Raw genomic sequence first — 20,443 nt, forward strand, 5'->3', positions numbered from 1 at the left:
GGCGCGCGGATCGGCGCCGGAAAAAAATCGCGTTTCGCCGCATCCTCGCGTATGGGCGTTATGTGCGGTGCGGACCTGCGGCTACGGAGCCGCACCCCGTGGCCGCAGCGCGTTAGGATGCCTAGAAGAGCCCGATGAAGATCGGACGCGTCGTCCCCGCAGCCGGGCCGTTCCGGCCCGCGCTGGTCCCCCTGAGCCTGTGCGTCGCGCTCCTGTGGGCTGTCCCGGCAGCGGCCGACGTGACGATCGGCGTGGCGGTGCCGCGCTCCGGGCCCTACGTCGCCGTGGGCGAGCAGGTGCTCCGCGGGGTCGAGGCGGCCGCCCGGGACGCCAACGCCATGGGGGGGCTCGACGGGCAGCCCGTCACGCTGGACGTCCAGGACGATGCCTGCGACTCCAACACCGCGACGGCCGTGGCCAACCACTTCGTGCGATCCGACGTGCGCCTCGTCGTGGGCCACGTCTGCTCGAACGCCTCGATTGCCGCCTCCGACATCTACGCCCAGAACGGCGTCGTGATGATCACGGCGGCGTCGGTGGCGGCGCGGCTCACCGACCGGGGACTGCCGACCGTCTTCCGCGTCTGCGGGCGCGACGACGATCAGGCCCGGCTGTCGGCCGCGGTCCTTGCCGAGCGGTTCCGCGACCGCAAGATCGCGCTGCTCCAGGACCAGACGCCGGCCGCCCGCGCGCTCGCCGCCGCCACGAAGGACAACCTCAACCGCATCGGCGTGAACGAGGCGCTGTCGCTATCGTTCTCCCCGAGCGATGCCGACGACACCGCCCTGGTCGACCGCCTGAAGGGCGCGGGGATCGAGGTGGTCTATTACGGCGGCGACGCCACCGAGATGGGCCGGCTCGTCAGGATCGCCGCCGATCGGGGTTTCCGGCCGCAATGGTTCGGAACCTCGGCCATCGCCACCTCGGACTTCGCCAAGATCGCCGGACCGGCGAGCAACGGCGTGCTGATGACCTTCTACCTCGACCCGAGCCGGCAGCCGGCCGCCGCGGCCGTGGTGAAGGCCTTCAAGGCCGAGGGCGTCGATCCCACCGGCTCGACGATCTACGGCTACGCGGCCATGCAGGCGCTGGTCGCCGCCGGCAACTTCGCCCATTCGGTCGAGCCCCGGCCGATCGCCCAGGCCCTCCACACCGAGCGGTTCGACCTCGTGCTCGGCACGGTGGGCTTCGACACCAAGGGCGACGTCACCGCACAGGGCTACGTGCTGTATGTGTGGAAGGACGGGAGCTTCACGCCCGCCGGGAAGTGAGGGCGGTCAGCCCCGCGCTGGGTCCGTGCCCGGGCGAACCGCCCGCTGCTGTCCGAGCCGCATGGACCACGACGGACTGCGTCCCGGGGCACCCGCGACAGCGAGGTCGCGCCGGGGCCGTGCGGCCGGTGCCGCACTTCGTAAACGCACGTCGGGTCGGCTCCGCGTTCCGGTCCCTCGGGATCACGGATCGACTTGGTGCCGTGTCGCAGGCGGCGGCGCCGTCAGGCCTCCGCGGCGTCCACCTCCGCCCCACGCCCTAGCCCGCGCAGCAGATCGGCGAGGTGCGGCCGGACCCGCAGCTGCAGCGCGTGGAGCTGCCGCACCGCCTCGCTGAGCCGCCCCTGCCGTCCGAGCATCGCGTCCGCGAAGCCGATCATCCGGGCGTTCGGCCAGGCCGGTTCGCGCAGGGCGTGGAGGCGCGCGACGAGGCCGTCGGCCGGCATCTCCGGCTCGGCCTGCGCGAACAGCATCAGCAGCGCCGCCGTCGAGCGCGACAGGCCGTAATGGCAATGGACCAGGAGATGGCCAGCGCCGTCGAGGTCGCGGCCGAAGGCGAGGATCGCCGCCACGTGCTCCGGCTCGGGCGGCACGAGGCCGTCGCCTGGTCCGAGACAGTCGTGGAAGCGGAGCGTGGTGCGGGCGTGGGTGCCGTAGGCGGCGAACGCCTCCGGCTCCGGCGTGCCGGGATCGAGCAGCGACAGCACGTGACTCACGCCGCTCGCTCCGTGGCCCGCCAGCTCCTCCAGGCCGCAGACGGTGTGCAGGGTGACGGCGGGTTCAGGGTGCATGCCGGGCGCCTAGCACGGGCCGGGGCCGGTTTCGAGGCGGCACGGAACCGCTCCGCCGCCCGCGGCTTTCGAGAACCGGCGCGGACATGCTACCTGCGGCCCCGATCCCGCGCCGGACAGACCGGACACGCTCGGACGAGATGCCGTTGGACGACACCCCTATCACGCCTCCCTCCACGACCGGGCCGCGACGCCGGACCCTGCTCACCGCGGGCCTCGGCGCGGCCGCGGCCGTCGCCGGGCCTCTCGCCGCCCCGGCGCGTGCGGAGAACGCCCCCGAGCTGCGCTGGCGCCTGTCATCGGCCTACGCCAAGACCCTCGACATCCTGTTCGGCGCGCCCGAGGCCCTCAGCCGGCTGGTGGCCGAGGCCACCGACGGGCGGTTCCAGATCCAGGTCCAGGGCCCCGGCGAGCCGGTGCCGGCGGAGGATCTGCTCACCGCGGTGGCGGCCGGCACGGTCGAGATGGGCCACGGCCCGGCCACCCTCGGCATGGCCAAGGATCCGACCTTCGCGCTCGCCACCGCGATCCCGTTCGGCCTCAACGCGCGGGGCGCCGCGGCGTGGTGGCAGGCGGGGGGCGCCGCGGAGCTGTTCGCCGAGGTCTTCGCGAAGGCGGGCCTCGTCTGCCTGCCGGGCGGCAACACGGGCGCGCAGATGGGCGGCTGGTTCCGGCGCGAGATCAAGACTCTCGCCGATCTGCAGGGCCTCAAGTTCCGGATCGGCGGCATGGGCGGGCAGGTGCTCGCCAAGTTCGGCGTCCAGCCGCAGACCGTGCCGGGCCCGGAGATCTATCAGGCGCTGGAGACCAAGAAGATCGACGCCGCCGAGTGGATCGGCCCCTACGACGACGAGCGGCTCGGGCTGCAGAAGGTCGCGCCGGTCTACCATTATCCCGGCTTCTGGGAGGGCGGTGCCATGCTGCATTTCTGGTTCAACGCCGAGAAGTGGAAGGCCCTGCCGAAGTCCTATCAGGCCATCCTGCGCGCCGCGGCCGCCCAGGTCGGCGCGGAGGTGCAGGCCAAGTATGACGCCCGCAACCCCCAGGCCCTGCGCCGGCTGGTCGCCGGCGGCGCGCAGCTTCGCCCCTTCCCCCAGGAGGTGATGGAGGCCGCCCTCAAGAACGCCAACGACGTCTACGGCGAGATCGCCGCCAAGAACGCCGATTTCCGCCGCGTCTACGAGGCGATGCGCACCTTCCGCAACGAGGAATACCTCTGGTTCCAGGTCGCGGAATACACCTACGACAACTTCATGATCCGCGCCCGGGCGCGGGGATAGAGCGCGCTTCGCCGAAGTGGTAGCGCTTCGCTGCACGCGCGCATCAGGCCTGGGTCCTGGCGCGACGGGGAGGGGAGGGCCGCATGGACGGGATGTTGAGAATCGGGCTGGCGCTGCTCGGGGCCGCGCTGCCCCTTCCGGCGCTCGCGCAATCGCCGGCCAACCTCACCGCCCTGCGCGGGCTGGCGCCGGTGGCGCGCCTTCCGGGTACGCCCGAGGGGCGGGCGGCCCTCGACGCCAACCTGCGGGTGACCGGCGACATCCAGTCCGGCGCCCAGAAGCAGCCGAACCTGCTGCCGTTCCCCGAGCAGCAGCAGCTGGCGCTGCGGGACTGCTTCATCACCGACGGCAACGCCAGCGGGCTCGCGGACGGCCTCGGGACCGCGCTCGCCGCCGCCTACCAGGCCAAGGCGAGCTACAGCGACTACAAGACCTTCACCAGCGTCGCGCCGGCGATCGCCGACCTGATCGGCTACACCAACAACGTCACCAAGTCGGATTCGAATTCCGGCAAGTACTTCTTCGCCAACGCCACCACCAACGGCAAGCACCCGGTCTCGCCTGAGGCCGCTGCCATCCTCGGCGACGGGGCCGTGACCGATGTGTTCGGCCGAGCCTACGGACGGCTGGCGGGCAGCCCGGGCTCGGACGCCTTCGGCGACGCGCGGCCGTTCCAGACCCTGCCGCACCTCCAGGCCTATCGCGGTGCCGACTTCTTCGGCGACGCCTCGCACAGCCTCGACTGGCTGCGCGGGCCCAAGCAGGATCTCATGAACAGCCCGTCCTATCCGAGCGGGCACACCACCTACGGCTACACCGAGTCGATGCTGCTCGCGCTCCTCGTCCCCGAGCGCTACCAGCAGATGGTCGCCCGGGCCGCCGAGTACGGCAACGACCGGATCATCGTCGGGGCGCACTACGCCATGGACGTGCTGGGCGGGCGGGCGACCTCGCTGCACGCCCTGGCGCATCTGCTGGCCAACGACCCGGCCTATGTCGGCCAGATCCGCACGAACCCGGCGGTGCTCGACAAGGCCGCGGCCGAGGCCGACAAGAGCGTGGGCGTGACGGATTACCGGGCCCTCCTGCGGGCCGCCCGCGCGGCGATGGGCGAGGCGCTCGCGGCCGGCTGCGGCGACACGGTGGCGTCCTGTGCGGCCAAGGATACGGGCCGGTTCAAGGACCCGGCCGCCAACGCGGCCTTCTACGCGTCGACCCAGACGTACGGCCTGCCGGTGGTGCACGCGAAGACCGTCGATGGCCGGCCGGATGTCGGCGCGCTCGCGCCGGAGGCCGGCAACCTGCTGACCGCCGCGTTTCCGGCGCTCACGCTCGACGAGGCGAACGCCATCCTGACCGAGACCCTCGGTCCCGGCGGCGGCTTCCTCGACGACGGCTCGGCCTTCGGGATCTACGCGCGGCTCGACCTCTACACCGCCGGCGGCAAGGCCGCGGCCCTGGCAGCGAGCCGGGCGGGAGCCACCGCCACGCGCTGAGGGTGGCGCACAGGCATCACGCCGTTCCGTTCGGCCGGACGAGGTATCAGGCGCTCAGGCGCTCCGGAACGCGCCCGACCTGCAGCTTCGGGAGCAGGTCGGCGATCGGCATCGGCCTGCTCAGAAGGTAGCCCTGGACGTATCGGCAGCCCAGCCGTCGCGCCGCCTCCAGCTGCTCCTCGGTCTCGATGCCCTCGGCGATCCCGTCGAGGCCGAGATTCTGGCACAGGTTCAAGATCGTCGAGACGAGGCTGCGGCCGATATCGGTCTCGATGTCGGCCATGAAGCTGCGGTCGATCTTGATCTTGTCCAGAGGCAGGCTGTGGACGTACCCCAGGCTCGAATAGCCCGTGCCGAAATCGTCGAGCGCGATCTGGATCCCAAGGGCGCGCAGGGTGGTGATCGCCGCCTTGGCCTGATCGAAGTCCCGCATCAGCGCGGTCTCGGTGAGTTCGAGCGTCAGCCGCTTGGGATCGATGCCGCTCTTGCGCACCGCGGCGAGGATCGCGACCACGGTCTCGGGCGAGGCCAGATCGTGGGCCGAGAGGTTGAAGGACAGGCCGATGCCGGGCGGCAGCCGCGCGCTGTCGACGAGCGCCTTGCCCAGGAGCAGGAGCGTCACCCTATGGATGATGCCGCACCGCTCCGCAGCGGCCACGAACCGGTCCGGTGGGACGCGGCCGAGCGTCGGGCTGGTCCAGCGCGCGAGACCCTCCACCAGAACGATCTCGCCCGATCGCGTATCGAGGATCGGCTGGTAATGCATCTCCATCTCGGCGGCGAGGTCGGCCGCGCGGAGGGCGGCCTCGACGGCCCGCTCCGCCCGGATGGCGTCCTCGTGCTCCTGTGAGAACAGGGTCGTCTTGCCGCGACGATGTTCCTTCGAGTGGTAGAGCGCGTAGTCGGCCCGGTCGAACAGCGCATCGGCCTCGCGCCCGGCTCGCGGATACTTCGCGAGACCGCCGGAGCACCCCGTGACGACCTGGATGTTGCCGAATCGGATCGGCTTCTGCATGGCCGCGCAGATGGCGTCGCAGAAGGCGATGATCTCCTCGGGCGGCCCGGGAGACCGGACGAGCACGCCGAATTCGTCACCGCCCAGCCGTGTGACGATCACGTCGTCGCTCGCGAACGCGGCGAGGCGTCGACCGGTCGCGGCCAGCACGCGATCCCCGATGATGTGCCCGTAGGTGTCGTTGATCGGCTTGAAGCGGTCGAGGTCGAAGATCGCCAGGGCGAACCGGGCATCGTCCTGCGCCGAGGTCTGGATCAGCGCGTCGAGCTTCTGGAAGAAGTAGCGCCGGTTGGGTAGCCCGGTGAGGCTGTCCGTGTGGGCGAGGCGAGCGTTCTCCTCCGACAGGCGGCTCGCCTCGGCCTGCGAGGCGATCAACTGAACGAATGCGCGGTAGTTGTTGTTGAGGGTGCGCACCATCACGGCGGTCACGAAGGCGGTGTTGACGGCAATCGCCAGGAACACGCGGTTCTGGCTGGTGACGCAGCAGAACAGGAAGACGCTCATGACGATGCCGGTCACCAGCAGGGCCGCGATCGGCAGATGCGTCAGGCAGAAGATGCAGGCGATCACCGTGATGGCCACGAAGATCGCCACGTGACCCTGCTCGTAGGGGCCGCCGTATAGGGTGAGGGTCGTCGCCCAGCCGACGAAGGCCGCCGAGAACAGGCCGGTCAGGATGGTCGTCCTCACCAGCATACGGCCGGCCTGCGCCTCGCTGAACGTCTCCGGGCGCAAGCTCCACCACCGTGCCGCCCGCACGAGGCAGAGGACAATGAGCGCGCCGGGTATTCCGAGGGTCAGGAACCAAGGCGCCAGGGCCGCATGGGTCGCGGCGAGCGCGCAGGCATTGACGACCAGCAGGCCGTAGAGCGTGGGAACCTGCTTCTTCAACTCCACAAGCTGGCGGACGGACGTGAGACTGTCGGCGGATCCCGTCGGCGTGCCGGTCGGCTTCGGGCTCGGAGGACGCGTTCGGATCATCGGCTGTATCTATCCAGTCGATGCAATCCTGACGTGAGTTTGTTAAGGACGGCTTGCGATCTCCGTATTCCGCGATCCGGTCACACGCCCCGGAAGCTCCCTGGATGGTCCAATGCGGCCTTCCGCGCCTGCTCCGCTGTCATCGCGATCAAGATCTCGACTGCCGGGAAGATCTTCCGGCGCGCCTCCCGTCCCAATCCGATCGAACGACTGAACGGCAGTGCGACGAATGCCGGCGTACTTGCAACGGCGCACGGCCAGCGCGTGGACGATGCCGATCCTGAGCGGGGTCCCGGCGGGTTCAGAGGCCCGTCGGGTTTCAGGTCTATCCGGAAGCCCGCCTGAGCGGCTCCGCCCGGCCCGTCACGGCAATCGGTTGGGTAGCCCGACGTCGCCCACCGGCACGAACTTCTGCGCCCGCTTGCCGGTATCGACCTCGGTGGTGAACACGTTGCCCTTCGAGTCGACGGCGAGGTTATGCACCCAGTGGAACTGGCCCGCCATGCGCCCGTTCCGGCCGAACGCTCCGACCACCGCGCCGGTGGCGCGCGAGAGGGTACGGATCTCGTTGTTCGCCCCGTCCGCGTTGAGCAGATAGGTCTGGTTCTCGTCGGGCCACAGGGCCAGCTCCCAGACCGAGCCGTTGGCCCGGGTGTTCTTCTCCACGAAGAATTCGGTCACGTAGCTCCCGTCCTTGTGGAAGACCTGGATACGGTCGTTGGTGCGGTCGCAGACGTAGACCAGCCCGTCCTTGGCGATGCGCACGCAGTGGACCGGGTTGGCGAATTGCCGGGCCGGCGCCGCCGCCGGATCGTAGGGGCCGAGCTTGTCGTCGGTGGGGGGCGTCCCGTAGGCGCCCCACATCCGCTTGAACGCCCCGGTGTCGCGGTCGAACACGACGATGCGGTGATTGTAGTAGCCGTCCGCGACATAGACTTCGTTGGCGGCCATGTCGAAATCGACGTTGGCCGGCTTGCCCAAGCGGCTGGTGTCGCGGCTGTCCGTCTGCGGGCCGGACTTGCCGATCTGAAGGACGAACTTGCCGTCCGGCGTGAACTTCAGGAGCTGCCCGTCCTGATCGCCGTTGCCGGCGATCCAGACGAAACCTTTGCCGTCGATCTGGATGCCGTGCTCGTTGGTCGGCCAGTCGTAGCCTTCGCCGGGGCCGCCCCAGCTCCGCAGCAGGGTGCCGTCCGGGTCGAACTCAAGGACCGGCGGGGCCGGCTTGCAGCACTTGGTCCGGGGCGGATCGAGGCTCGCGGCCTTCTCGTCGTCGGTAAGCGTGCGGGGCCGCTGGATCACCCAGACATGGTCCTGGGCGTCCACGGCGACGCCCGCGGCCTGGCCCATGATCCAGTCGTTGGGCAATGGCTTCGGCCAGGCGGCATCGACCCGGAACCGTGGCGGATCCGCCGCCGGCGCGGGGCCCGCGAGGGCGAGCAGGCAGGCGAGCGCCGACAGCGCGGTGGCGATCCTCATGGCGTGTCCTCCCGCGCCTGTTCCAGCGCTCGCGGCCAGCATGGCGCCGAAGGCCGAGCGGATCCAGCCCGGGAGGCGAGGCTCCGGTGACAGAGGCCAAGCGGCGGCATCCGGACAGAAAAAAGGCCACTCCCGAAGGAGCGGCCCGAAGTCTAGGGAGGAAACGCCCAAGAAGGGCAGCGGGAGGACGACGCCATCGCCATCCCGCGCTGCACAATCTGCGCTTTCGGGAAAAAATTACAAGGGCATCAGGACAGCAGGCCTGTCCTTTTGTGCGTCCGCGCACGAGTCGAGACGCGCATGTGTTGAAAATGTCGCAGCCTGCGATCGGGGGTTGAAATCTGAATTTCTGTGACGGGAATCTGTCGATCTGCGCGTAAGTCCCTGATGAAACGCGACTTTGCTGGGTTGATCCCGGCCGCGTATCGGCGGTTCGACTGCGTCGTCGCGGGGTGGCGGCGCGGAGAGACGAATTCGCTGCCCGCTCTAGCTCTCCGGCCAAGTTTCCGGCGCGTCGCGCAAAGCAAGGATCAGGGTGAGCATGGCGATCCAGGGTGAGCGGATCCGGGTTCTCAACGACGTCGAGCCCTGCGGCGACGGGGCCTATGTCCTGTATCTGCTCCAGCAGGCCAACCGGTCCACGTTCAACCCGGCCCTCGAATTCGCCATCGAGGAAGCGAACCGCCTGAACCTGCCGGTGGTCGCCTGCTTCGGCCTGCTCGACGGCGCCAACGGCTTCCCCGAGGCCAATGCCCGGCATTACGCCTTCCTGCTCCAGGGGCTCGCGGATGCGAAGGCCGGCCTGGAGAAGCGTGGGGTCGGCTTCGTCATGCGCAAGGCCTCGCCCGCGCGGATCGCCATCGACCTCGCCAAGGACGCGGCGCTCCTCGTGCTCGACCGCGGCTACCTCGCCATCCAGAAGGCCTGGTACCGGGAGATCGCCGGCGCGGTGAAGACCCGGATCGTCCAGGTCGAGGGCGACGTGGTCGTGCCGGTGGAGATGGCCTCGAAGAAGCACGAGTTCGCCGCGCGGACCCTGCGGCCGAAGCTGAACCGGCTCTGGGACCCGTTCGTCGCGGAGCTCAAGCCGCGCAAGCCGAAATGCGCCGCCTCCGGTCTCGGGCTGAAGAGCGCGGTCGACGTCTCCGATCCGGATGCGGTCCTGGCCGGGATGACGCTCGACCGGGCGGTAGGGCCGGTGAAGCGTTTCGTCGGCGGCGAGACGCAGGCCCGCAAGCGGCTGAAGGCGTTCCTGAAGGACGGCTTCTCCGGCTACGGCGCCGGGCGGAACAGGCCGGAGGCCGCCGCCGCCTCGCACATGAGCCCCTACCTGCATTTCGGGCAGATCTCGCCGGTGGAGATTGCCCTCGCGGTGCGGGCGGCCAAGGCCGGCGATGACGACGACCGGAGCGCCTATCTGGAGGAGCTGATCGTCCGGCGCGAACTCGCCATGAACCACGTCTTCTACACGGAGGGCTACGACGATTACGAGACGGCCGTCCCGGACTGGGCGCGCAAGACCTTGGCCGAGCACGCCAAGGACAAGCGTCCCCACGCCTATTCGGAGGCGCAACTGGCGGCCGGCGAGACCCACGACCGCTACTGGAACGCGGCGATGCGCGAGATGCGCGAGACCGGCTACATGCACAACCAGCTGCGGATGTACTGGGGCAAGAAGATCCTCGAATGGTCCCCCTCGCCCAAGGAGGGCTTCGCCCGCACGCTCCGGCTCAACAACCGCTACTTCCTCGACGGGCGCGATCCGAATTCCTTCACCAACGTCGCCTGGGTGTACGGGCTGCACGACCGCCCCTGGCAGAACCGCCCGGTCTTCGGCACGGTGCGCTATCAGAGCGAGAACTCGCTGAAAAAGTTCGACGCCAAGTCGTACGTGCAGGCGGTGGAGAGGCTCTGCGCGGCGGAGGGGTGAGGATCGCGCCATAGGTCCAACCCGGTCTGTGGCCCGCCGCCCGGCACCGGCCTGTCCGACGCTTGGTCGCGTCAGGGCTGCAGTCCGGCAGCCCGGGAGAGGGCGGCGGTGTGGCGGTAGGCGCGGGGGCTCATGGCGTAGCGGTCGCGGAAGCGGCGGGAGAAGTGCGCTTGATCGGCGAAGCCGCATCGGTACGCCACTTCGCCGAGCTGGAGATGGAGGCAGGCCGGATCGGACAGGCGCTGCGCGGCCTTCTCGAGCCGCAGCTGCCAGATCCAGGCGGCGATGTTGTGCCCGTCCTCGCGAAACAGCGCCTGGAGGTGACGCAGCGATACGCCCACCGCGGCCGCGACTTCCGCCGGACCGAGGGCGGGGTCGCCGAAATGCGCCGCGACATAAGCCCTGGCCCGTTGGACGATCAGCGTCCCGTGCAGAGCCTTCGGCGGTTCCATCGCCATCCGCTCGGCGAGGCTCGCGGCGACGAGGTCGATTCCCGTCGATGCCATGCGCTCCGCCGCCTCCGGCACCAGCCGATCGCCGACGCTCAGCAGGTTCCGCAGGAACGACCAAGTGAGCGTCGTGGTCGGCAGGCTGCCGCCCACGGTCAGGCCGGCGAACCGGCGGGTCGAGCCCAACATGCCCTCCAGCCGCTGCCGCGGGATCTGGATGGCCAGAACTTCGCTGTATCCGTTGTGCTCGATCGTCCAGGGGGTGTTCGTATCGCGGACTGAGAAATCCCCCGCGTTGTCCGTCGTTGATTGACCGTACTGACTCGCTCTGACCGTGCCGTGGAGCACGATGCTCATGAACAAGAAATCCGTTTTGTTGTTCTCGTGTCGGAGCGTTTGTGGTGTCGTTGCGGCTCTGAGATTGCGCAGGGAAAATTTCGTGAACGCGAGGTTTCCGACGCTCGCGCCCTCAATCGTTGCATCGAAGGGCTCGTCGGACAGACAGTTCTGCGCCATCGGAACGAGCCGATCTTCGCAGATCTCGCGCCATTTCCGGAAGCGCTCCTTCGACTGAACTTCAGCTGTTGAGAAGATCGTCTTCATCGTGCCGGGCCTATGGACCCGTTCACCGCGATCGGCAACCGCGCTGTTGCTCACGGCCGCGTGATCAAGGGCTGCCCCGGGCGCCCGCTCGCTTCACGCCGCCCGATCGTCGGCGGCCGGGGCGGGAAGCAGTGTTATGAAGGCCTGCAGCGGGCCGCTGGCTTCGCCGGACCAGACGAGATGGGTACGGTTGAGGCGCAGGCGCGGCGGCAAAGGGTGGCGTTTCACCGCCGTGCTCAGCACCGCGTGGTCGAGCACTGCAACCGGCACGATGGCTGCCCCGGTCCCGGCCGCCACGCAGGCCACGATGGCGTGGTACGAACTCATCTCGAGAACCCGCTCCGGCGATACGCTGCCCTCGGCCAGCCACTCGATCAGGCGCTGGCGATAGGAGCAGCCGTGCGGGAACGCGACCAGCGTCCGGCCGCCCAACTCGGCCGCTTGGCGGATTGTCGCCGTGTCGCGTCCGGTGATCAGAACCAGTTCCTCGTCGAAGGCGGGCCGTGACGAGAGGCTCCGGCGCTCGAACGGCTCCGAGACGAAGGCCGCCTCGACCTCGAACCGGTCCAGCTGATGCAGCAGCGCGCGGGTCGTGCCGGTCCGCAATTCGAGGGTGACGTTCGGATACTGCGCGTGGAAGGCCGAGAGGAGGGGCGGCAGCCGTGCGCCGGCCGCGCTCTCCAGGGAGCCGAGCCGCAACGCGCCGCGGACGACCCCGCTGCGCAGGTCCTGCTCGGCGGCGTCGGCCATCTGCAGCAGCTTCTCGGCGTGGCCGAGGAGCGTGCGGCCGGCTTCCGTCAGCGTCAGGCTGCGCCCCTGGCGCCGGAACAGCGCGACCCCGAGCCGCTCCTCGAACTGCTTGATCCGGGTGGTGACGTTGGAGGGCACTCGGTGCAGTTGCGCCGCCGCGCGGGTCACGCCGCCTTCACGCACCACGCAGCGGAAGATGTGAAGGTCGTCGAGATCCATCGTTCTCATGACAAGAACCATACGTCACGAGAATTCATTTTCCAACAACGATCGGCGGATGTTCAATGCACGGGATGAGCACTCTGCAGCCCGCCTCCGCCACGCCCCGGCGCACGATCCGGCCGATCGTCGGGAGCGGCCTCGTCGCCCTCGCCATCGCCATGGGGATCGGCCGCTTCGCCTTCACGCCCCTCCTGCCGCTGATGGTACGGGACGGCACCTTGAACCCGGCGGCCGGCGCGGAGTGGGCGGCGGCCAACTACGTCGGCTACCTCGTCGGCGCCCTGACCGCCTCGTGGTTCGGCGGAAACCCGCGCCGCGGCCTGATGGTGAGTCTGCTCGGCGTGGCGGCGACGACCCTGGCGATGGCGACGGTCGAGGCCGGCTCCGTCCGCGTCGTCGGCGCCGGGCTGCGCGCCGCCGCCGGCGTGTTCAGCGCCTGGGCTCTGGTCTGCGCGAGCGGCTGGTGCCTGACTGAACTGGCCCGGCGGCAAGCCGGCCCGGCCGGCACGTGGATCTATACGGGCGTCGGCCTCGGCATCGCGCTGGCCGGCCTGTTGACCTGGCTCGGGGGGCTTCAGGCGGCAGATACGCTGTGGCTTGAGCTGGGGCTGGCGGCGGGCGTCGGCGCGCTGCTCGTCTGGATCCTGTCGCGCGGGCAGGCCACGACGGCGCCCGGGATCACGGAACGCGTGTCGGCCGCCGCCGCGCCGGTCCGCTCGAACCGGCAACGCGCCCTGGTGCTCTGCTACGGCATCTTCGGGTTCGGCTACATCGTTCCGGCCACGTTCCTGCCGGCCATGGCGCGTGATCTGGCCCCCGATCCCCGGGTCTTCGGCCTGACATGGCCGCTGTTCGGCTTGGCCGCCGCCCTGTCGGTCGCCGCCGTGGGGCGCTGGTTGCCGCACGGGTCACGCCAGCGCATCTGGGCCCTGGCACAGGGCGTCATGGCGCTCGGCACCGCGTTGCCGCTGTTCGCCCCGAGCCTCGCGGGCATCGCCGCGTCGGCGGTCCTCGTGGGCGGGACATTCATGGTCGCCACCATGGCGGGCTTGCAACTTTCGCGCGAGGTGCGGCCGGACGATCCGACGCCGCTGATCGCCCGGATGACCGCCGCCTTCGCCGCCGGTCAGATCGCCGGCCCGCTATCGGTGCGCGCGATCGGGTCCGGCCGCTGGGCCGGCTGGAACGCGCTGGACTGGACCGGGGCGGTCGCCACGCTGCTGCTGATCCTGTCCGCGCTCTGGCTGTGGCGCGATGCTCGGCCCGCCCCCGAAGCCAGGGGCTTCTCGTGACGCGCCGGCCGGCTCTTCCGTCAAGCCGACGGCCTTGGGGCGGCTCGGTCATGCGGCGAGCGCCGGGGTCTCGCCGGGGCGCGGCGCCGCGCCGACGACCATTCCGCTCGCCGGTCAGAATTGAAATTCTTCGCATAGGTTAGGTCTTAACCATCCGCTAACCCAAGGTGATGCTATTCTAGGTAGTGATGGAGGGCTACCCTATGCTTTACGATAGTGATGACGTCGAACGCCGCCTGCCTGACGGCGCCCTGGAAGATGCCGTCATCAAAGCCATGGAACTGCGCGAGGTCGTCCTTGGCCTAGCCTTGAACGATCTCACCCTGCTGGCGGATCTCATGCTGCTGGAATTGGGAAGGCGGTCCCGAAGCGCGCTCTTGGACGGGTGCGTGCCTGAACGCCTCGCGGCCGCCTGAGCCCTGCCGGGAACGCGCCTCCGTCTAGTCGATCCGACAGGTCAGACCCGGTCCTCCGAGGGTCTGCCGCGGCGTGGAAGCCTGTCGAGCGCCAGCCCGTCCGGTCAATCGGGATCCGGGTGCCGCTTGAACGTGAACGGTTCGATCTCGTGCAGGAGTTCGGTGCCGCACCACAATTGTGCACGGCCGGGTCCGCTCACAGTATAGGCCAGCTCAAGGGCTTCGCCATGATCCAGAGCGACGATGGAATGGGTGTGGATGGTCTTACCTTGCGTGTCGAGCCGTCGGACGTGATACACCGTTTCCGTATTAATCCGGTGAAGGGTGGAAATTTCCAGTCTCTCGACGGTTTCTGATTCGATCATGACGGGCAATCCTTACACAGATTAGAATTACATCCGTTCGTAGATCGCCAAAGGCGGCTCCGTGGCTGTATAAGGTGATCATTTGTGTCGAGTCAAAATTTTAAATACTCCAGTTAACTTGTGGGAAGCGTTGGATTAAAACGGGTCCGCTTGCGTGCGGCCTCTGTTGCTCGCCAGCGTCGAGGCGCCGGCTTCACGGCGGCGGAGCGTCGGGTTTCGGTCTCGGATTGCGGACGGATCGCGCCCGCCCCTGAGAGGATTCCACGAAGGCCGCAATCGAATCGGGGCGGAATTCTGTGCCACACCGGAGGCTTACGCTGATGAGGCGACGGCCTGCCAACGCAAGTCGGCTCAGACGTCGGTCCTGACGTCGCGGTTCGCGAACCGGTCGATGACCCTAGTGACGAGCCAGACGACAAGAAAGGCTGCGGCCGAGGCGATGAACACCGCGGTCTCGGAAATATCGAGGCCGATCACGCATTCGAGGACGCTGGCCGCGGCAATGGCGAGCAGCGACAATCCGAGGGCGAACAGGCGGGGTTCGGCGAATCTCATGCGCGCGTCCTGTCGCGACCGTATTGGTCCAGGGCCGACCGGGGATCTCCGACGCGGCTGGCCAGCACACGGGCAACGCGGTGGCCGGCCATTTCGCTCACTTCGAAGTGCCAGCCGCCGGCCTCGAAGCCGTCGCCCGCCACGGGAATCCGCCCTAGCTGGAAGACGACGAATCCCGCGAGGGTCGAGAATTCGTCGCTCTCCTTACCCTGCGCGACACCCAGACGGTCGAGCCCTTCGGCCGCCGGCATCATGCCGTCGAGCGACAGGGAGCCGTCCGGGAACTCGATCACGGACGGCACCTCGCCATCCTCCGGGATCTCCCCGGCGATGGCTTCGAGCAGGTCCATCGGCGTGACGATGCCCTCCAGGGTCCCGTACTCATCGACGACGACCGCCAGGCGCACGGACTGACGCCGGAAGATCTCCAGGAGGTCGAGGATCGAGAGCCCTTCGGGCACGACGGTGGGCGGCTGCATGGCGGCCGCCACGTCAACGGGCTCGCCGTCGAGGATCTGATTGAGCAGATCCTGTTTGGCGACGACGCCGACCACTTCGTCGATCATGCCCCGGCTCACGATCATCCGGACATGGTCGCACCGGCGGATGGCGGCGCGGACGGCGTCCGCGTCTTCCGTGAGGTCGATCCATTCGACATCGTGGCGCGGGGTCATGATGTCCCGTGCCCGACCTTCGCCGATCGCGAAGATGCGCTCGACCGCCTCCTGTTGCGCCTCCCGGATCAGGCCGGCCTCCTGGCTGGCCTGGACGAGCAGCTTCAGCTCCGCCGTCGAGTGCAGGGCCCCCTCGCCATGGCCCGGCTGCAGCCCGAGCAGGCGGAGGACGCCGTTGCCGAGCCCGTTCAGAAGCAGGATGGCCGGCCGGAACACGAACAGGAACAGGCCGAGGGGCCGCACGACGGCCAGGGCGGTGCGCTCGCTGCGCTGGAGGGCGAGGCTCTTGGGGGCTAACTCACCCAGGACGATGTGCAGGGCCGTCATGACCACGAAGGCGATCACGACCGCGATGCTGTGCGCGGCGGCCGTCTCGAGGGGGGACGGCAGCCACGCCACGGCCGGTTCGATCACGTGCGCCAGGGCGGGCTCGCCGATCCACCCCAGCGCCAGCGATGCCAGCGTGATGCCGAGCTGGGTGGCCGCGAGATACGCGTCGAGGTGATCGGTTGCCCGCCGGAGCGCCGTCGCGTTCATCCGTCCGTTGGCGACCAATTCGGCCACGCGGCTGCGACGCACCGAGACCAGCGCGAACTCCGCGGCTACGAAGAAGCCGTTGGCGAGGACGAGGACGAGGACGGCGGTGAGTCCCAGGATTGTTGACCACGCCTCATCCGACATAGGGCTCACTGCTCCGCGAAGGGTTCGTGTGCGTCGCCGGTCCGACGCACGGGGCCCCCCGGATAGACGTACGAGCCGTGCACTCCAACGCCGACGCGGACAGCGATTGCCCGCCCCGTCGTCCGCGGCTCTGACGCCCGCCGCCGTGTTATCTCCGGCGCGGGGCCTTGTCAGGGCCCCGCCGCGCGGCGTCCCAGGGGCCATCCGCCGATGGTTGCGGTATAGCGGTTGCTTCGGTGGCCGGGGTACAGTGCTCTATCATGGTTCAGATGCGGGATGACGCGCCGGAGACGATCGACGCCCCGCGTCCGAAGCGCTCCGGCTATCGCCGCTCGATCCTGCGCCTGCGCTCGGCCTCACTCGGCGCCTTTCCGCTCTGGCGCAGCCGGCTCCTGTTCCTAGTCGGCGGCATCGGCGTGGGCCTCGCGGCCGTACTCATGGCCAAGGGCGCCGATCTCGCCCAGGACGGATTCCGGCGGCTCACCGCGCCCTCGCCGCTGATCGCCCTGGTGCTGACTCCGGCGGGCTTCGCCCTCGCGGCGCTGCTGGCCCGCACGGTGTTCCCGAACTCGCAGGGCTCCGGCATCCCGCAGGTGATCGCCGCACGGCATGCCCGGGATACGCGCTTCCGCTTCTCCCTGATCTCCGCCCGGGTCGCCGTCGGCAAGGTGCTGGTCCTGTTCCTGGGGCTCCTCTGCGGCGCCTCGGCGGGCCGCGAGGGCCCGACCGTGCAGGTCGGTGCGGCGATCATGGCCGCCTTCGGACGCCTGACCCCGGACCGCTTGCCGAACCTGCTGCTCGCCGGCGGCGCGGCCGGCGTCGCCGCGGCCTTCAACACGCCGCTGGCCGGCATCGTGTTCGGCATCGAGGAACTGGGCCGGGCCTACGAGGCGCGCTCGTCCGGCCTCATCGTGGCGGGGATCGTGGCGGCGGGCCTGACCTCGCTCTGGCTGCTCGGCAACTACACCTACTTCGGCACGACGCAGGCCGACCTGCCGCTGGCGGCGAGCTGGATCGTACCGCTGATCGCCGTCGTGGGCGGCCTCGCGGGCGGCGTGTTCAGCCGCCTCGTGATCCTGTTCGCCCGAGGCCTGCCCGGTCCGGCCGGCCGCCTGATCAAGGCCCGGCCGGTGGTCTTCGCGGCGGTGTGCGGCCTCTGCGTCGCCCTCTGCGGCCTCGCCTCCGGGGGTACCGCCTACGGCACCGGCTACGAAGAGGCCCGGACGATCCTCCACGGCGACGCCGCGGCAAGTTGGACCTACGCGCCGCTGAAGTTCGCCGCCACCGTGCTCAGCTCGATCAGCGGCATTCCCGGAGGGCTGTTCGCGCCCTCGCTCGCGGTGGGAGCGGGGATCGGCGGCACGATCCATACCTTCCTGCCGGACATGCCGGTGGGCGCCCTCGTGCTCATCGGCATGGTGGCCTACCTCACCGGGGTGCTCCAGGCGCCGATCACGAGCTTCGTCATCGTCACCGAGATGACCCAGAACCACGCGATGGTGATCCCCCTGATGGTGGCGGCGCTGCTGGCCGACGCCGCCTCGAAGGCCGTCTGCCGGGGCGGGCTCTATCACACGCTGGCGGAGATCATGCTGGAGCGCGCCGACGTGCCGGCGCAGCCTGTCGCCAAGACCGGCTGACGAGGGGGGCTGGCCGGTCCTGAGAATAAAAGCGGCCCGCACCCGAACCCTGCGGAACGGTCTCGCTTGGCGGCGGTTGAGGCAGCGATTGTCGGCCCTGCCGCGGGGCCCCTCCGGAGTGATGCCATGACCCTTCTCAAGTGGGCCCTCATCTGTTTCGTGATCTCGCTGATCGCGGGCGGCCTCGGTTTCACCGGCATCGCCTCGGGAGCCGGCTCGCTGGCGCGGATCCTGTTCGGCCTGTTCCTGCTCATCGCCATCGTGATCGTCGTGATCGCCTTCGCGGTCGGACAGGCGGTGTTCTGAGGCCGACGCCGTGCGGGACAAGGTCTGCCTCGTCACCGGGGCGACCAACGGCATCGGCTACGAGATCGCGCTGGGGCTCGCGCGCCGCGGCGCGCGGGTCGCCATCGTCGGGCGCGATCCCGGGAAGACGCAGGCCTGCGCGGCGACGCTGCGCGCCGCTGTTCCCGGCGCCGTCGTGGATGCGCACGTCGCCGACCTGTCCGCGCAGGATGAGATCCGGCGCCTCGCCGGCGCGCTCCGGGACGCCTATCCGCGGCTCGACGTGCTGGTGAACAATGCCGGCGCGATCTTCGACCGTCGCACGGTGACGGTGGACGGGATCGAGCGCACCTGGGCGCTGGACCACCTCGGCTACGTCCTGCTCACCCTCGAACTCCTCGACACCCTGAAGGCCTCGGCCGCGGCCGGGGCCAAGCCGCGCATCGTCAACGTCGCCTCGGCGGCCCATTACCGCGGGCACATCGACTTCGACGACATCGAGGGCACGCGGCGCTACGGCGCGATGCGGGCCTACGCGCAGGCCAAACTCGGCAACGTGCTGTTCACCTACGCGCTGGCCCGGCGGCTGCGCGGCAGCGGCATCACCGTCAACGCCCTGCACCCGGGCGTGATCAATACCGGCTTCGCCAAGAACACCGGCGGCCTGTTCGGCGCGGCTTGGTCGCTGATGCGGCCCTTCCTCACGAGTCCGGAGAAGGGCGCGGAGACCTCGCTCCACGTGGCGACCGCCCCCGAACTCGACGGCGTCACCGGCCGCTACTACTCCCGTGCCCGGCCGAAGACGTCCTCGGCCGAGAGTCGCGACGAGGCGGTTCAGGAGCGCGTCTGGGCACTCAGCCTCGCGCAGGTGGGCCGGAGCGGGTCAGAGAGTGGTGTCGGACCGGGCGCTGGCTGAAACGGGGACCGCCAGCGCGCCTCTCGCGCGCAGAACGATCGCTTGTGCGTGCGCGCTGCCGGGCTTGGGCGGGTCTTTGCCGCCGCTCCCTGTTCCGGGCAGATGAAGCGAAGCGGCAGCTGATCCGAGAGCCGGCGTACGACACCGCGAAGCGTCCAGATCAACCGGACACTGCTGCCGTGGCGGCGCTCGGCGTGCCCGATCTCGGATCATCTCCCGCAGCGTTCTGGCGTCCGCGACAGGGCCGGTTGCGGGCCAACGTCGCTCCTCACGCCGCCGCCCGCACCTTGTGCTCACCCTGCTGCTGGATCTCGATGAACACCCGGGTCACGTCCGGGCTGCGCTGCTTCAGTGCCCGGTCGAGGCGGGTCACGAGGCTCTCGACCTCGCCGGCACTCAGATCATCGGTCATGTCGATGCTGAGGTTGACCAGGATATCGGAGGGGCCAAGGTGCTGGGTAAGCACCTCGTTGACGTGGAGAACCCCCGGCTCGGCGCGGGCCAGTTCCGAGATCGCCGCGACGATCTCGGGATCGGCCGCCTCGCCGATCAGCAGCCCGTGGGTCTCGATCATCAGGAAGCCGGCCATCCCGACCAGCACCAGGCCGATTCCCACCGAGGCCCAGCCGTCGAGGCTCGGCATCTCCAGGAGGTGGGACAGCGCGACGCCCGCCAGCGCGATCAGCAGGCCGATCAGCGCCGCGGTATCCTCGGCGAGCACGGTGAACAGGGTCGGATCCTTGCTGCGCCGGATCGCCCGCACGGCCGAGTGCTTGCCCTTCTCGGCCCAGAACTGGCGCATCGCCACGAAGAAGGACGTGCCCTCGGCCGCGATGGCGAAGCCGAGGATCGCGACGTTCACCCAGATTCCCGGCACCCGGTAACCGAGGAGCTCGGCGTCCACGTCCGGCTCGGGGTGGCGGACACGCTCGATCCCCTCGTAGATCGCGAAGAGGCCGCCGCCGAGGAAGATCATCAGCGCCACCACGAAGGCGTAGAAGTAGATCTCGCGCCCGTAGCCGAATGGGTGTCGTGCGTCGGCCGGCTTCTCGGCCCGCTTCATGCCGACGAGCAGCAGCACTTGGTTGGCGGTGTCGACCACCGAGTGCACGCCCTCGGCCAGCATCGCGGTGGAGCCCGTCAGCGCACCGCCGACAAACTTCGCCGCCGCGATGGCGAGATTGGCGCCCGCCGCCGCGTAGATCGCCCCCGTGCTCTCGTGCGCCATCCGGACCCCCCTTGAACGCGCCTGAGCGCGTGGATGCGCGGCCGGGAACCGGACGGGGTTCCAACCGCGGCGGTGCAAGCGTTCCGGATGGCTCCCGGTTCCCGTGTGGACGCGGACGGTCGCC

18 protein-coding genes are annotated in these 20,443 nt (G+C 69.5%); 9 read left to right on the forward strand and 9 right to left on the reverse strand.

The window, feature by feature from the left end; genetic code table 11:
• Positions 1-134 precede the first annotated feature (134 nt).
• The gene (locus MMSR116_RS20540) at positions 135-1,271 is read left to right on the forward strand and encodes a branched-chain amino acid ABC transporter substrate-binding protein (protein WP_010685316.1); all 1,137 of its coding nucleotides are present in this window, start codon (positions 135-137) and stop codon (positions 1,269-1,271) included.
• Positions 1,272-1,495: 224 nt separating this feature from the next.
• On the opposite strand, the gene MMSR116_RS20545 is transcribed toward MMSR116_RS20540, so the two are convergent.
• Positions 1,496-2,062, reverse strand: a complete 567-nt coding sequence (locus MMSR116_RS20545; RefSeq protein WP_010685317.1) for a tyrosine phosphatase family protein — start codon at positions 2,060-2,062, stop codon at positions 1,496-1,498.
• A gap of 140 nt (positions 2,063-2,202) precedes the next feature.
• On the opposite strand from MMSR116_RS20545, the gene MMSR116_RS20550 reads away from it, so the two are divergent.
• Together MMSR116_RS20550 and MMSR116_RS20555 are read left to right on the forward strand one after the other, a co-directional pair.
• On the forward strand, positions 2,203-3,342 hold the full coding sequence (locus tag MMSR116_RS20550; RefSeq protein WP_010685318.1) for a TRAP transporter substrate-binding protein: 1,140 nt from the start codon (positions 2,203-2,205) through the stop codon (positions 3,340-3,342).
• A gap of 83 nt (positions 3,343-3,425) precedes the next feature.
• Positions 3,426-4,838, forward strand: coding sequence for a phosphatase PAP2 family protein (locus MMSR116_RS20555; RefSeq protein ID WP_010685319.1), 1,413 nt, complete (start codon positions 3,426-3,428; stop codon positions 4,836-4,838).
• Positions 4,839-4,884: 46 nt separating this feature from the next.
• Here the strand turns inward: MMSR116_RS20555 and MMSR116_RS20560 are convergent, their stop codons facing one another.
• Both MMSR116_RS20560 and MMSR116_RS20565 read right to left on the reverse strand, forming a co-directional pair.
• Positions 4,885-6,834 (reverse strand): putative bifunctional diguanylate cyclase/phosphodiesterase, encoded by a 1,950-nt coding sequence (locus MMSR116_RS20560; RefSeq protein WP_010685320.1) that lies wholly within the window; start codon positions 6,832-6,834, stop codon positions 4,885-4,887.
• Between the two features lie 363 nt (positions 6,835-7,197).
• The gene (locus MMSR116_RS20565) at positions 7,198-8,313 is read right to left on the reverse strand and encodes an NHL repeat-containing protein (RefSeq protein ID WP_010685321.1); all 1,116 of its coding nucleotides are present in this window, start codon (positions 8,311-8,313) and stop codon (positions 7,198-7,200) included.
• A 541-nt stretch (positions 8,314-8,854) separates the two neighbouring features.
• Between MMSR116_RS20565 and MMSR116_RS20570 the strand changes: the two genes are divergently transcribed.
• Positions 8,855-10,243, forward strand: coding sequence for a deoxyribodipyrimidine photo-lyase (locus tag MMSR116_RS20570; RefSeq protein WP_010685322.1), 1,389 nt, complete (start codon positions 8,855-8,857; stop codon positions 10,241-10,243).
• A gap of 71 nt (positions 10,244-10,314) precedes the next feature.
• Here MMSR116_RS20570 and MMSR116_RS20575 read toward each other — a convergent pair whose 3' ends face one another.
• Both MMSR116_RS20575 and MMSR116_RS20580 read right to left on the reverse strand, forming a co-directional pair.
• A complete protein-coding gene (locus MMSR116_RS20575) occupies positions 10,315-11,295 on the reverse strand; it encodes a helix-turn-helix domain-containing protein (protein WP_039893889.1) in 981 nt (326 codons plus the stop codon).
• Between the two features lie 93 nt (positions 11,296-11,388).
• Positions 11,389-12,273 carry a LysR family transcriptional regulator gene (locus MMSR116_RS20580; RefSeq protein WP_039893892.1) on the reverse strand — a complete coding sequence of 295 codons (885 nt, stop codon included), beginning with the start codon at positions 12,271-12,273 and terminating at the stop codon, positions 11,389-11,391.
• Positions 12,274-12,338: 65 nt separating this feature from the next.
• Between MMSR116_RS20580 and MMSR116_RS20585 the strand changes: the two genes are divergently transcribed.
• Both MMSR116_RS20585 and MMSR116_RS20590 read left to right on the forward strand, forming a co-directional pair.
• The gene (locus MMSR116_RS20585) at positions 12,339-13,559 is read left to right on the forward strand and encodes a YbfB/YjiJ family MFS transporter (RefSeq protein ID WP_039893894.1); all 1,221 of its coding nucleotides are present in this window, start codon (positions 12,339-12,341) and stop codon (positions 13,557-13,559) included.
• A 185-nt stretch (positions 13,560-13,744) separates the two neighbouring features.
• On the forward strand, positions 13,745-13,975 hold the full coding sequence (locus MMSR116_RS20590; protein ID WP_158169073.1) for a hypothetical protein: 231 nt from the start codon (positions 13,745-13,747) through the stop codon (positions 13,973-13,975).
• A gap of 104 nt (positions 13,976-14,079) precedes the next feature.
• On the opposite strand, the gene MMSR116_RS20595 is transcribed toward MMSR116_RS20590, so the two are convergent.
• The 3 genes from MMSR116_RS20595 to MMSR116_RS20605 form a co-directional block, all read right to left on the reverse strand.
• Complete coding sequence (locus MMSR116_RS20595; RefSeq protein ID WP_010685328.1) at positions 14,080-14,340, reverse strand: hypothetical protein; 261 nt, start codon at positions 14,338-14,340, stop codon at positions 14,080-14,082.
• 351 nt (positions 14,341-14,691) lie between these two features.
• Complete coding sequence (locus tag MMSR116_RS20600; RefSeq protein WP_010685329.1) at positions 14,692-14,895, reverse strand: hypothetical protein; 204 nt, start codon at positions 14,893-14,895, stop codon at positions 14,692-14,694.
• Positions 14,892-16,250 (reverse strand): hemolysin family protein, encoded by a 1,359-nt coding sequence (locus MMSR116_RS20605; protein WP_010685330.1) that lies wholly within the window; start codon positions 16,248-16,250, stop codon positions 14,892-14,894. The genes MMSR116_RS20600 and MMSR116_RS20605 overlap by 4 nt, the downstream gene beginning before the upstream one ends.
• A 269-nt stretch (positions 16,251-16,519) precedes the next feature.
• On the opposite strand from MMSR116_RS20605, the gene MMSR116_RS20610 reads away from it, so the two are divergent.
• The 3 genes from MMSR116_RS20610 to MMSR116_RS20620 all read left to right on the forward strand — a co-directional run bounded on the left by MMSR116_RS20610 (position 16,520) and on the right by MMSR116_RS20620 (position 19,091).
• Complete coding sequence (locus MMSR116_RS20610) at positions 16,520-17,890, forward strand: chloride channel protein (protein ID WP_191991967.1); 1,371 nt, start codon at positions 16,520-16,522, stop codon at positions 17,888-17,890.
• A 126-nt stretch (positions 17,891-18,016) separates the two neighbouring features.
• Positions 18,017-18,196, forward strand: coding sequence for a DUF1328 domain-containing protein (locus tag MMSR116_RS20615; RefSeq protein ID WP_010685332.1), 180 nt, complete (start codon positions 18,017-18,019; stop codon positions 18,194-18,196).
• 10 nt (positions 18,197-18,206) lie between these two features.
• Complete coding sequence (locus tag MMSR116_RS20620; RefSeq protein WP_010685333.1) at positions 18,207-19,091, forward strand: SDR family oxidoreductase; 885 nt, start codon at positions 18,207-18,209, stop codon at positions 19,089-19,091.
• 268 nt (positions 19,092-19,359) lie between these two features.
• On the opposite strand, the gene MMSR116_RS20625 is transcribed toward MMSR116_RS20620, so the two are convergent.
• On the reverse strand, positions 19,360-20,319 hold the full coding sequence (locus MMSR116_RS20625) for a cation diffusion facilitator family transporter (RefSeq protein ID WP_010685334.1): 960 nt from the start codon (positions 20,317-20,319) through the stop codon (positions 19,360-19,362).
• Between the last annotated feature and the right edge of the window lie 124 nt (positions 20,320-20,443).

This window comes from Methylobacterium mesophilicum SR1.6/6, from assembly GCF_000364445.2.
Lineage (GTDB): Bacteria > Pseudomonadota > Alphaproteobacteria > Rhizobiales > Beijerinckiaceae > Methylobacterium > Methylobacterium mesophilicum_A.